This is a genomic window from Algoriphagus sp. Y33 (assembly GCF_014838715.1).
Taxonomy (GTDB): Bacteria; Bacteroidota; Bacteroidia; order Cytophagales; family Cyclobacteriaceae; genus Algoriphagus.
On record NZ_CP061947.1, the window covers coordinates 4,184,815 to 4,198,564 of the forward strand.

Annotated in this window: 10 protein-coding genes; 5 read left to right on the top strand and 5 right to left on the bottom strand. The window is 43.2% G+C overall.

Features of this window, described 5'->3' with window-relative positions:
• Nucleotides 1-225 precede the first annotated feature (225 nt).
• The 5 genes from ligA (at nucleotide 226) to ID165_RS16770 (ending at nucleotide 6,014) form a co-directional block, all read left to right on the top strand.
• Complete coding sequence (gene ligA, locus ID165_RS16750) at nucleotides 226-2,676, top strand: NAD-dependent DNA ligase LigA (protein ID WP_192346215.1); 2,451 nt, start codon at nucleotides 226-228, stop codon at nucleotides 2,674-2,676.
• Nucleotides 2,677-2,810: 134 nt separating this feature from the next.
• On the top strand, nucleotides 2,811-3,674 hold the full coding sequence (gene dapA / locus ID165_RS16755) for a 4-hydroxy-tetrahydrodipicolinate synthase (RefSeq protein WP_192346217.1): 864 nt from the start codon (nucleotides 2,811-2,813) through the stop codon (nucleotides 3,672-3,674).
• A gap of 2 nt (nucleotides 3,675-3,676) precedes the next feature.
• A complete protein-coding gene (xseA, locus tag ID165_RS16760; protein ID WP_192346219.1) occupies nucleotides 3,677-4,987 on the top strand; it encodes an exodeoxyribonuclease VII large subunit in 1,311 nt (436 codons plus the stop codon).
• On the top strand, nucleotides 4,984-5,172 hold the full coding sequence (gene xseB / locus ID165_RS16765; RefSeq protein ID WP_192346221.1) for an exodeoxyribonuclease VII small subunit: 189 nt from the start codon (nucleotides 4,984-4,986) through the stop codon (nucleotides 5,170-5,172). The genes xseA and xseB overlap by 4 nt, the downstream gene beginning before the upstream one ends.
• A gap of 137 nt (nucleotides 5,173-5,309) precedes the next feature.
• Nucleotides 5,310-6,014: a hypothetical protein gene (locus ID165_RS16770; RefSeq protein ID WP_192346223.1), complete on the top strand. Its 705-nt coding sequence runs from the start codon at nucleotides 5,310-5,312 to the stop codon at nucleotides 6,012-6,014.
• On the opposite strand, the gene ID165_RS16775 is transcribed toward ID165_RS16770, so the two are convergent.
• From ID165_RS16775 to ID165_RS16795, 5 genes are all read right to left on the bottom strand, one after another.
• Nucleotides 6,011-6,517, bottom strand: coding sequence for a UpxY family transcription antiterminator (locus ID165_RS16775; protein WP_192346225.1), 507 nt, complete (start codon nucleotides 6,515-6,517; stop codon nucleotides 6,011-6,013). The genes ID165_RS16770 and ID165_RS16775 overlap by 4 nt on opposite strands.
• Before the next feature lie 273 nt (nucleotides 6,518-6,790).
• The gene (locus tag ID165_RS16780; RefSeq protein WP_192346227.1) at nucleotides 6,791-10,195 is read right to left on the bottom strand and encodes an efflux RND transporter permease subunit; all 3,405 of its coding nucleotides are present in this window, start codon (nucleotides 10,193-10,195) and stop codon (nucleotides 6,791-6,793) included.
• Between the two features lie 7 nt (nucleotides 10,196-10,202).
• The gene (locus ID165_RS16785) at nucleotides 10,203-11,333 is read right to left on the bottom strand and encodes an efflux RND transporter periplasmic adaptor subunit (protein WP_192346229.1); all 1,131 of its coding nucleotides are present in this window, start codon (nucleotides 11,331-11,333) and stop codon (nucleotides 10,203-10,205) included.
• A gap of 73 nt (nucleotides 11,334-11,406) precedes the next feature.
• Nucleotides 11,407-12,816, bottom strand: coding sequence for a TolC family protein (locus tag ID165_RS16790; RefSeq protein WP_192346231.1), 1,410 nt, complete (start codon nucleotides 12,814-12,816; stop codon nucleotides 11,407-11,409).
• 69 nt (nucleotides 12,817-12,885) lie between these two features.
• On the bottom strand, nucleotides 12,886-13,485 hold the full coding sequence (locus ID165_RS16795) for a TetR/AcrR family transcriptional regulator (RefSeq protein ID WP_192346233.1): 600 nt from the start codon (nucleotides 13,483-13,485) through the stop codon (nucleotides 12,886-12,888).
• Nucleotides 13,486-13,750 lie beyond the last annotated feature (265 nt).

Sequence of the window (13,750 nt, forward strand, 5' to 3'; positions counted from 1 at the left end):
CCCCCCCCACTGTAGCGGGTCTTCCGTCCAGTAAAGCAAAGAAAATATGGTTACTGGCATCATTGCGGATAATCCCAAATCAATATTACTATTCCTAAAAAACTTACGGTCTGTGCGAACGCAGAACGCAGTTTCTCCAAAAACCTTGGCCCCTTTCTTTGCGATCTCTGTGGCTTTGCGGTCAGTATCTATTATTTTTACAAGCCCTAATTTTTCCACAAAAACATGAACCCACAGGAAGCCGAAAAGCGAATTGCCCAGCTAAGTCAAGAAATCAACCACCACAACAACCTGTATTATCAGGAAAGCAATCCCGAAATCTCTGACTACGAGTTCGATCAATTGCTGGAGGAACTGATCCGATTGGAGACTGCATTTCCGGATTTGCTCGACCCTGACAGCCCAAGCCAGCGTGTGGGCGGGACAATCACCAAGGAATTCCTCACCGTACAGCACTCGACCCGCATGCTGTCTCTGGGCAACACCTATTCTGTAGAAGAGCTTATTGCCTTCGATGAGCGTGTCGCAAAAGGTCTTGGGCATACGGATTACGAATATTTCTGTGAAATGAAATTTGACGGAGTTGCCATCAGTTTGGTCTATGAGAACGGGCGTTTTGTACGGGCTGTAACGCGCGGGGACGGAAACCGCGGAGATGATGTCACTGCCAATGTGCGAACAATCCGAAATATCCCCCTAGAAGTAAAAGGAGACAATATTCCAGACAGATTCGAAGTGCGTGGAGAGATATTTTTACCGCTTAGGGAATTCCTGAAAATCAATGCCACACGCGAAGAAGCCGGTGATGCACTTCTCGCCAATCCCAGAAATGCAGCTTCGGGAACTCTAAAAATGCAAGATTCTTCCGTCGTCGCCAAGCGTAGATTGAACTGCTATTTCTATCAGTTGCTGGGAGACGAACTCAGTGTCAACACACATTCTGAGTCCATGTCCCTTTTAGAAACATGGGGATTCAATGTCTCCCAAACCTATAGAAAAGTAGAAAACATCCAAGAAGTAATTCAATACATAGAAGATTGGAAGGAAAAGCGATTTTCGCTGCCTGTAGATACTGACGGGGTAGTTTTGAAAGTCAATAACTACGATCAACGTGAGGAGCTGGGTTTTACAGCCAAAAATCCCCGATGGGCAATTGCATATAAGTACAAAGCTGAAAGTGCTGAGACAGAATTATTGTCTGTGACGTACCAGGTAGGACGGACAGGCGCTATCACACCGGTGGCAAACCTTTCCCCCGTAAGCTTGGCAGGTACGACTGTGAAGCGGGCCTCCCTACACAATGCCAATGAAATTGAACGCTTGGATCTGCATGAAGGTGATTTTGTGTTTGTGGAAAAAGGCGGAGAAATCATCCCTAAAATCACCGCCGTAAACCCGGAACGGAGAACTCCCGAAGCAAAGCCTCTCACCTATATCACCCATTGCCCAGAATGCGGAACTGAACTGGAACGAAAAGAAAGTGAAGCCAAGCATTACTGTCCCAATGCTGAATCCTGTCCTCCCCAGGTACTGGGAAGAATTGAGCACTTTGTGCATAAGCGGGCTATGGATATCGATTCCATGGGAACGGAACGGATCAGGGCATTGATCGATCAGGGATTCATTGCCAATCCGGCTGATATTTATGAATTGGAAGCTAGGAAGGATGAACTTTTGGGTTTGGAAATGTCCCAAGATCAATACGAAACTGAAGGTGACGGATTGCTTTATATCACCTTGGAAAAAGCACTTTACGCCTTGACTGAGGGACTTAAGTTCAAACAGATTTCTGATTTCCTAATTGAAAAAACCGACATTCCTTTCGCAGAAACACTGAGAGCTTTTCAGGATCAAATCAGAAAATGGAAAACCAAAGCTTCTGCCAATGTGGGTATGATAGAATACCTAATCAATCACCTCAAAGATCACAACCTTCCCAAGCTGGAAGACTACGTGCCCGTCGCTGTGGTTTTAGAGATTCTGTTAGGTAGAAGAATTGATTTTGACACGATCCTTCAGGCCAGTAAAACCGAAGGCACAGTGCATGGAATCCTGCTCAAGCTTAATCTGGATTTGACACCGGAAACCACCGACCGCATCAAGAAACTAAAGGCGAATACGTTCCAAGACGGTGTCATCAAAAACATGATGGAAGGAATCGCAGCATCTAAAAACCAGCCTTTCGAAAAAGTGCTTTTTGCGCTGGGAATTAGAAACATTGGAGAAAACACGGCTCAATTGCTGGCAAGACATTTTGGTTCTATTGAAAAGCTCGAAGCTGCCACTTCTGAACAATTACTGGATATCAATGGCGTGGGCGAAACGCTTGTTTACAGCATCCATGATTTTTTTGAACAGTCGAAAAACCAAGAGATCATCGCCCGATTGAAAAGCTTCGGATTGAAATTTGAGATAGAGAAAAGCGAATCAAAGCAGCTTGGCAATTCACTGGAAGGTAAGCGGATTTTGGCCAGTGGGAAACTGACCCATTTCAAGCGGGATGAGATCAAAGACACCGTGATCGCCCATGGCGGACAGTATATTTCATCCGTTTCCAAAAATCTGGACTTCATCATCGAAGGAGAAGACATGGGACCCAGCAAAAAAGAAAAAGCCCAGAAACTGGGCGTCCCGATGATTTCAGAAGAAGAGTTTTTGAAGATGATAGGTGATTAGAGTTTACAGTGTTCAGTCGCAGTAAACAGTTGGTGGTAACTGAGACTGATCACTATATCTCAACCCATTTTTTCCAAAAACAGAATGCCAATTCCTATCATCCCATTATCTTTAGCCTCCCAAACCTAATAACAATGAACCAATTTAAAGGAACCGGCGTAGCCCTTGTCACCCCATTTCACGATGATTACTCTATAGATTTCGACGGTCTCAAACGATTGATTGACCATGTAATCGATGGTGGGGTGGATTATTTGGTGGTTTTGGGTACGACAGGGGAGGCAGTGACTCTTTCATCTTCTGAGAAAAAACAGGTTCTTAATGCCTGCTTGGAATATAATGCCGGACGGGTACCCGTAGTTTATGGCATTGGTGGCAACAATACCATGTCAGTATTGAGTGATATTTCAAACACAGATTTCACCGGCATCACGGCTATTCTTTCAGTGAGCCCATATTACAACAAGCCAACCCAAGCCGGGATTATCGCTCATTACAAAGCGGTTGCAGATGCCTGCCCTGTACCGGTTATTTTGTACAATATTCCCGGTAGGACTATGTCTAATATCACAGCGGAAACCACGCTAAGTCTTGCTGAACACTCTAATATCATCGGGATGAAAGAGGCTAGTGGAAACCTGGAGCAATGCATGCAGATCGCTGCGAAAATGCCAAACGATTTCTTGCTGATTTCCGGTGATGATCTAATGACCAAGGCATTGTATAGCATTGGCGGATCGGGTATTATTTCTGTCATGGCAAATGCATTGCCTGCAACTTTCAAAGCACTATGTCATGGTACAGAAGAAGAAAGTCTACAAGCTGCATTTTCACTACTGTCGCTGAACAGTCTAATGTATGCCGAAAGCAATCCTGTAGGCATCAAAAACCTACTTAGTCACATGGGAATATGCGACGATCAGGTAAGACTACCCATGCTTCGCGCTAGCCTAGGCCTGAGCCAAAAGATCAAAGCTGAATTCCAAAAACTCAAGTAAGTATGCAAGATGCCAGATCCATATCCGAACTCAACCGGCTGATCCAACAAGCCCTGGAGACGGAACTGGATCCGGTGATCTGGGTGATCGGTGAAATCGCAGATTTCCGTCTGGCACCTCAGGGACATGCTTATTTTGAATTGGTAGAAAAGCAAGGGAATCAGGTTCAGGCAAAAATAAAAGCAAATCTTTGGTCATTTGCCTATAGGACTGTGGCTGCGAGATTTGAATCCATTACAGGATCCACCATCAAAAACGGCATGAAAGTGCTCGCACAGGTTGCCGTTAACTTCCATCCTGTCTATGGGCTGAGTATCAATGTGAAGGACATCGACCCTTCGTTTTCTTTGGGAGAGCGGGCGCGTATCCGCCAAGAAACCATTGATAGACTGACAAGGGAAGGTTTATTGCGGCTGAATGCCAGACATCTGCTTCCGGCAGTTATCCAGAAAATTGCCATAATCAGTAGTCCCACAGCGGCAGGTTATGGTGATTTTACCAATCAGCTGGAAAACAACACATACGGATATCAAGTTTATCACAAGCTTTTCCCCTCTTCAATGCAGGGAAATGAAGCTGTAGCTTCCCTCATCAGAAGTCTGGAACAGATCGAGTCGGTGAAAGATGAGCTGGGAATTGAGGCTGTAGTAATGATACGGGGAGGAGGAGCCCAATTGGATTTAGACTGCTTTGATGAATACAACCTCGCTGTCAAAATCGCAAATTACTCCCTTCCTCTGCTCACCGGAATAGGACATGAACGGGATGAAAGCATCGCCGACATTGTAGCGCATACCCAATTGAAAACCCCTACAGCCGTGGCCGAATTTCTGCTTTCAGGTTTTCGGGAATTTGAGGAAAATTTAGGATTGGCGATACTGAGACTGGATCGGGCAACCCGTCAAATGCTCAATGAAGAGCAATCAAAAATAAATCAGGTAGCGCATCAGATAAAAGCATTTTCGCATAACCGTTTAAAACTTGAAGCCGAGAAATTGAACTCCTCTGCTAATCGAATCCGGATCTCTTGCAAAAACATCCTACAGATTCAGGAAAACAGTTTAGTTTCTATGGAAAAAAATGTAGTACGGGGACTGGTTGGTTTTTTGCACAAGCAAAAGCAAGACGTAGACGCCAAAGAACTACTCCTGCGCCAATTGAATCCCCACACTATACTAGCCAGAGGTTATACTAGGACGGAACTTAACGGTAAGCCTGTAAATGCCACAAAAATCCAAATTGGGGATGAACTACATACCCATACCTCCAAACAAAAAATCAGCAGCACAATTACACAAATTGAGGAAAAATGAACGATCTAAAATATAATGAAGCAATGAAACGATTGGAGACAATCTTAACAGAGCTGGAAGAAGGAAAAAAAAGTGTGGATGAGCTTTCTGAGCTAGTCAGGGAAGCCTCTAAACTGGTAAAAGCCTGTAGAAGTAAATTAAAAACCACTGAAGATGACATAAAAAAAGCTTTTGAAGGAGCATAATTTTTTGCCTTTGACATACCAATATTTGTATTTCTCTGTTTAAAACATACTTTTAGGGAGAAGATTGGCATATTTGTTGCCAAAATTGAAAAAAAATCCTGCCTAAAGCTCTGATTCTTTATATAGGATTCAATGTTATGTCAAAAATTCCCAAATTCCCTATCGTAATTTTCTTTCTTCTAGCAAGCATGGATCTGTTTGCCCAGAACTTTTATAAAGAGAAACAGGCAAGAGACAATATCTTTAGCATAGGTGTAGGCCCTTCCTTCTCTTACATGGACAACGGCGGACAGTATAGATCCTTAAAATTCGAAATAAAGCCGTCTGTTTCTGCTTCTTTGACCAAAAGACTGACTGATCGATTTGAGCTCAGGGCCACCGGTGGCGTGCAGTGGATTTCCAGTGGGGGAAACCCGGTCTCCGAAGTCACAAATATGTGGGCTGCCAACAACTCCTCATTTACCGCCGTTGGTAGAGCTTACTATTTTGATGTAATGCCAAGCATGTACTCCATTCCTTTTGTAAACCATATGAATAGAAGTATGTTCAATCTTTACGGTGGATTAGGGCTGGGAGTAATGCATACAATTACCGATCAAGCCAAATCCTTCGGTGAGGAAGAAGTACCCCAGCGTAAAAAAATAACCACGGGTTATGTCCCAATCCGAGCCGGACTTAGCTACACACTCGGCCCATTCTCTGATATCGCACTGGAAGGCACCATGCTCGCTACGTTCACCGATAATCTTGATGGAAATATAGGTTTCAACAAATTTGGCGACCACCTAGTCCAAGGTCAGATTGTCTTTAGAAGATACTTTTTTTCCAAGTTTAACGATTAAGATTCATTTGTAACCTCCAGAAATTTCCTAGGAACATTGATCAGCAGGTTCTGATAGATTCCCGGAATCCGTATTAGGAAATAATCTTTATTCCCTTTTTCAATCACTTCACCTGTCATATTCTGGAGAGGTCCTCCGATCACACGCACTTTTTCACCAGGGTCAATAGTCGATCCATCAGATTCTACTCCTACTCCTGTTTCTATTACCCGCTTGATGATATCAAGATCTTCCTCCCGAACAGTGGCATGCTGTCCCGAAAAATTAACAAACTTAACCGCACCCGGAACTTGAAGACATTCCCAAAGTTGATTGCGGTGGGTTTTCACAAAAACATACCCGTTGAACATGGCACGCTGCACTTTCTTTTTACGGTCAGACCATTGGCGTAGCTCCTCTATCATTGGCAAGTAAATTTCCACTCCTTTTTCTTTCAGCCGGTCAGCCACTTTCTTCTCAGATCGTGAGGTTGTGTACATCACAAACCACTTTAATTCTTCCATTCTACTCGTATAATTTCGGGATGGCGAACTTACAAATTCCGTACTGGAAATAGAAAAATAAATATTTAAATATGATTATTTATAATAATGCCCGTAGCTATATTCTCTTTGTTTTACCGGACAAAAGCCCGGTAAGGAGAAGCAGGGCGAAATAGCCCAAGCTTAGGATTTTACCAAATCCTATAGTGGAAAAGCGGTTCATCATATTTAAAAAAAACCTCTGAGACATTGCCCCAGAGGTTTTAACAAAAAAAACCACCAACCTTAATCCAATCAAGACTTAAGTTTGCTGATCCTCAATGAGAGTTTATCTGCTAACAAATACATGACTGGTACGATGACTAACGTAAGGAATGTCGCAAAGGTTAACCCAAATATTACCGTCCAGGCCATCGGTCCCCAGAAAGCGGCATTATCCCCTCCCACATAAAATTGTGGGTCAAAAGAACTCAATAGTGTCCCGAAATTAATGTTCATACCTATCGCCAAAGGAATCAACCCAAGAACTGTGGTAATCGCAGTAAGCAGTACCGGTCGAAGTCTGGTTTTCCCTGACTCCACTATACTTGCTATCATCAGAGGGAAAGGCAAATGATCTTTTGGCCCCATCCCCAGTTCATCTCTCTTCCGCTCACGAACTAGATTGGTATAATCAATAAGGACAATCGCATTGTTTACCACCACCCCTGCAAGGGAAATAATCCCGATACCCGTCATAATCACGACAAAATCCATATTGAAAATCACAAGCCCCAAGAATACGCCAATTGTACTCAAAACCACAGAAGCCATAATGATAAATGGCGTGGTCACTGAGTTAAACTGAGCTACGATAATTAAGAATATCATGGCTACCGCAACTCCCAAGGCTCCTATTAGAAATTCCATGGATTTGTTTTGCTCTTCCTGTTCTCCCGTATATTTCACAGAGATTCCATCAGGAACTTCCCAAGATTGCAATGCCTGTTGGATTTGGGTATTTACCTCAGTAGGATTGTAGCCATCAAGAACATTGGAATAGACCGTGATAGCTTTCTCAAGGTCCTTTCTCTTCACCGAGCCATAAGTAGACCCGTATTTCACATCAGCAACAGCAGATATAGGCACCTCCCGCTTAGTCCCAAACTTGTCTCTGAACCCGATCTTCTTATTTACCAAGGTATTGATATCATATCTGAAGCCTTCGTTTAGACGTAGCTGAATAGGATAATCATCTTCACCTTCCTTGTATTTAGACACTTCCAATCCAAAAAGAGCTGTTCTCAAATCTGTCGCTATCTCCGAGGTAGAAAGTCCAAATCTTCTGGCTTTCTCGCGATCAATATCCAGAATAACCTCAGGATTACCCAAGGACAAATCAGATTTCAATTCCTCTATACCTCCGATATTTTGATTCACCAGGTATTCCCTTGTCTGGTTCACAAAAGCAATCAATTGCTCATAATCCTCTCCTGAAAACTCCAAATTCACAGCCCGTCCCGTCGGCGGGCCGTTTCTTTCCTTATCCACGGTAATCAGCACTCCGGGATACTTCTCGACCAGCTGACGAATTTCCTCCATCGCTCCGTTGGTGTTTATTCCTTGTCTATCAATGTAATCCACAAATCCGATCGTGATTTTTGCCTTATTGGGAGTCGGCTGATTACTTGGCCCTTCCATCGGATCTCCGGTACCCTCTCCTACCTGGGTAATGACAGATTCTAAAATATTCTGATAATCCTCCAGTGCCACCATCAATTCATCTTCCATCCCATCCACAAACTCATTGGTAGCCTCTATGTCTGTACCTATTGGAAATTCTATAAAAACATTGATCAGCTGAGGCTGATTATCCGGAAAGAACAACACTTTCGGAGCTCTTATACCAAGCAATACCAAAGAAAACACCAGAAGTAAAACTGTCCCTCCCAAAAACGCATAAGGTCTTCTGCCATCCAAAGCGTACTTCAGTGTCGATTCGTAGCCATTTTCCAACTTCACCAAAAAAACCGTCTGGAACCACCGGATGGCTTTCCTCAAAACAAAGGTGTTGAAGACCGTAAGCAGACAACCTACCAGCATCAATGTCCCAAAAGCTGTAGCACCTGCCAAGTAAAATATAGCGGATAAAACAAGGAACACCCCCGCCACAATTATTGATTTCTGTTTAGGCTTGTTCCTGCTTATATCTTCCACTTTCATAAAAATGGAAGTCAACACAGGATTGATCACCAAAGCCACAAAGAGTGAGGAAGAAAGCACGATGATAAGTGTAATCGGAAGAAATTTCATGAATTCTCCGACTATACCCTGCCAGAAAGCAAGTGGAAGAAACGCCGCAAGTGTGGTAGCAGTAGAAGTAATAATAGGCCATGCTACTTCGCCTACGCCTTCTTTAGCTGCTTGTACTGCGTCTTTCCCTTCGGACATCAGTCGGTATATATTTTCTACTACCACGATCCCATTATCTACCAGCATTCCCAGAGCAAGGATCAGCGAGAAGAGCACCATCAAGTTTAGCGTAATGCCGAAGGCGTTCAAAATCAAGAAGGAAATGAACATGGAAAGCGGTATGGCAATACCTACAAAAAGCGCATTCCTAAAGCCTAAAAAGAACATCAATACCAATACAACCAGAATGACCCCAAAAATGATCGAGTTCTCCAAATCACTGACCTGAAGTCTGGTTGCCTTGGATTGATCGTTGGTAATGGTAATCTCAAGGTCAGGAGGAAAGCGGTTTGCCTTGGTCTTGTCTATAATCTCTTTGATTTTATCTGCAGCATACAACAAGTTTTCCCCACTTCTTTTTACGACGTTGATCGTCACCACCGGTAGGTTTTTGCTCCGGGCATAGCTGGTTCTTTCCTTGTAAGTGTCTTTTACTTCCGCCACATCCCGTAGATAGACAATCTTTTGATTATCCGTTTTGACTATGATATTGAGCAATTCCATCGGATCGGTGAACTCACCATCCACCCGTAGGGTACGCTGAAATTCTCCCGCCCGGATATTGCCTCCCGATATCGTGACATTTTCAGTTTGCACCGCCTGGGCGATATCATTGAAAGTCACACCGGTGGATTCCATCCTATAGGGATCGGCATTGATCTGGATTTCCCGCTCTACCGTGCCTGCCAGATCAGCCTTTGAGATCTCCGAGAGCTTCTCAATCTCATCCTCCAGATACTCCCCAAACTTCTTTAACTCCGCCTCAGAGTAATCTCCCGAAATATTTACATTCATTATGGGAAAATCAGAAGTGTTTACCTCCAATACATTGGGATCCTGATCCAAGTCTGTAGGCAGCTCACTTTTAGATTTGTCCACAGCATCTTTTACATCCTGAATAGCCTTGGATATCTCTACTCCGGGATTGAATTCCACCACGATGGAAGAAAAATCCTGAACTGAAGTGGAAGTGATATCTTTCACATCGTTGATAGACTTCAGTTCTTTTTCTATAGGCCTGGTGATCAGGTTTTCCATATCCACGGGAGAGTTGCCCGGATAAGGCGTTCCTACATACACCGTAGGGATCACTATTTCCGGGAAACTTTCCTTCGGCATGTTGCGATAAGCACTTAAGCCGAGTACAGTGATAATCAGCGTAAGTATTACCACAGAAGTGGAGTTGTCCACCGACATGCTGGACAATCCAAATTCTCTCGTTTTTTGGTCCTTTTGAATATCTGACATGTTCTTACTACTGAGCTATATTCACATTGAAATTATCCCCCACTTCCCGAAATCCTTTATCCACCAAGGTCTCCGAACCGGTCAGTCCCTCTAGTATTTCTGATTCCCTATCAAAGGTTTTGCCCCGCTTGACATAGGTTTTCTTGGCCTTCCCATCTACTACCGTAAATAAGTAATCGCCTCTGTTATCACTTAAAATCAAATAACTCGGTACGATTATAGCCTCGGGATTTTCATAATCCCGAATCTTCAAGACCGAGATCATATTGGGCTTCACCATGGCCATGCTAGGTAAAAAAACCTCTATCTTGAACGTACGGTTGTCAGGGTTGATAATCGCTCCCACAGATGACACTCTGGTACGGAGTTCTTTGCCTATCGACGGGAAATTCACGTTTACCGAATCACCCTTGTCCAGCACCCCTACATAACTTTCCGATATATCTGCTTCAATAAACAAGTCACTTTTTCCGACAAATTGAAACATAGAGACACCTGGCTGGACCAATTCTCCCAGTCTTACCTCTACCGATTCGATCGTCCCCGAAAAGGGTGCTCTTACAGTGGCCTTATCTAGCTGGGTTTTGGCAGTGGCAAGATTCCGCTCCAGCCCCTCTTTCCTATTCTTCGCTTCCAGAAATTGTACTTCTGTACCGATCTGCTGGTTCCAGAGACGTTCTTGTTTCTCAAATAATGTGGTAGCCAGACTCAACGTATTCTCCAACTCATCAATATTCCGCTGGATAGACTCTGCATCGATTGTTGCAAGCACAGCTCCTTTAGCCACGGTCTGCCCTTCACTCACGGGCACCTCTAGAATACGCCCTGCAGCCTCCGCGCTGATCATTACATTCTTCTTGGAAAGCACTGATCCGGTCACTTCTACATAATGATCGAATTCTCCCTTTTTTACTTTCGCTGTAGTGATCAGCAACGACTTTTGGTTTTGCTTTGCAAATTCGGGATCCAGTTCGATCAGCTCAGCCTCCAACGCTCTAATCCGGGTATCGATTTCATGGGATTCAGCTTTGAGCTTTTCCAGTTCAGCTTTTTTGGCATCCACACTTTCTTCCGAAGCACAGGAAACAGCTACAAAAGCCAGCGCAATTAGGGGTAAAAATTTATTGATTAGTTTCATGATTTTTAGATAATATCTTTGTTTATGCCTTCCTCTGTAAAAGAAAATAACTTGCCCGCCGGGGCGGATTGGATTAGTTGTCCAGTCCTTCCTGTAAAATACCAAGTGCCTTCTCCAGATCCACTTTAGCCACCAGAGCATCGTAAAGCGCTGAAAAATAATTGGACTCAGCCTCTTCCAGTGTCGCATTTGCTTCCACCACCTCGAGATTCGATCCGACACCTTCGTTATATTTAATCTTGGTCATCTCAAACACCTCTCTTGCCAGCTCCATATTTTCCTCTTGGACCACCAGTGTACGGAGACTATTCTGGAGCGTTTTTCTCGCCTCAAACAACTCCAATGCTACATTCTGCTCCATATACATCAACTGATTTTCCAGTTGATTCACTTTCAACCGGCTTTGCTGTATTCTATAATGCTTATTGAGTCCATCGAAAATAGGAATAGACATCCTCAACCCCACAAAAGATGTTGAAAACCATCTGTCTGCCTGAAAAACACTGCCCAAATTTTCTGCACCCGACACTCTCTGAAAAGTTCCAAACGCAGTAATTTGAGGCATATATTGAATCTGATTATTTTTTAAATCCAGTAGTGCAAGATCCCTATTGGTAATCACCTGGTCAACCTCTACCCTATTGGAGCCGGCTTGATCAAGCAAATTCATGATTTCTGCTTCATCATTAAGTGACGACAGATCTTGCGTCAGCTCTATCTCAATAGTTTCGGGCAATCCCATATGAAGTTTTAGCAATTCCTTGCTCACGGCTACAGCTACCTCGTTTTTCTCAAGCTCAGTCTTTAGGTTATTAGACTGAACCTTGATCCTGCTCACATCCAACTTTTCTACAAACCCCGCTTCATACATCGCTTCTGTTTCTTTCAACAAAGCATCTGTCTGAGTAAGGTTAGCCTCTACTAATTTTCTCCTTTCATTGTTTACCAGTACAGTGAAATATGCCTTTTTCACATTTTCGACAACATCATTCTCTGTCTTTACTTTATCAAATTCAGTTAGGGTTTTAAGCGTTTTAGCTGCCTTCAACCCCACAAAATAAGATCCGTTAAAAATCATCTGCTCCACATTGATACTTAATGAAGACTGATAGTTTACGGCAAACGGTATAACGGTTATATCATCGGGAGTATCCGCCGACCCACCGCCCGAACCGTCGTCAGGAATAATTCCTCCTGCTTCAGCAGGCAAGATGATTAACGGGGGCTGTACGTTTTTGGTCATCTCCAGTGTGCTGGTGATTTGAGGCAGACCGGCGGCTCTGTTTTCTCCTACAACTCCCTTTGAAACCAAAATCTCCAGCCTGGCATTTTTTGCATCTACATTATTTTCCAGCGCAAACTCCAATGCCTCTTTGAGATTGAGCTGTACCTCATCCACTTTAGGTGCTTCTTGTGCAGTAGCCTCAAGCTTAACTAAGCCCAAAACTATCAGCAGTGTTAAATAAATCTTCGATCTAAACATAATGTTATTCTAAAAAGGATCTGTTGTCTATTAATTGTTAATTTTTGAAGACTTTATGCCTTCGATCGATTAATTCGAATTACGCTTTTCAAAATAAGCTTCCCTGCCTTTTTCGGTAAATATGCCATGTAAGAAATGATCCAGCATCTCCATGTGAAGTGCCACTAGACCGAAGTCTGTCCTATCGAAAGTTGAAGGATTCATGGCAGACCTAATTTGGTCAACTCTCATATTTGCCAAAATCTTGGCATTGATTTCAGGTCGAAAGTAGCCAAGCCTCTTGCCTTTTTCAATCACGTTGACGATATCTGTCACAATAATTTCATCTTTAAACTCATTGAACATCTCCCACACTTCCGGAAAGTACTTCTGGATCTCCAGCAAAACCATGGGATTTAAAGTGGCCAAACGTTCTCTTACCATTTTGGACATATGTACCAAATGCTCAATAACCCCGTCCTCCCCATTCATTATCTTTTTGAGCGACTGTTGATCTTCATTCAAGGCCACGGCAAAAGCTTCCTTTACTAGCTGCTTTTTATCACTAAACTCCTGATAAATTGTCTTCTTCGAAACTCCTGCCAATCGGGCGATATCTTCCATAGTTATGGCACGGATCCCGTACTGACTGAACTGCTCTTGTGCTACCCCCAGAATCTTATCTCTCATTTCTCTCTATTCTCCAATATTTTTACATGGCAAAATTACAGAAACTTTCATCCCGTCAAAAGTTTCCTACGTATCAAAAACGAACAATATTCGGCATTAACAAAAAAATAACATATAAAACCGTGCGAAAATGAACAGTACAGCTAGTTTTTAGAATTTTAAATTGACGGAGCTAGTGGTAAGTAGGAAAACCTCATTACTGATTCAAAGTCTCGAACGGCTACGTCTGGTTCAAGTCTCATGACTTGGACCCAAAATATTGCAG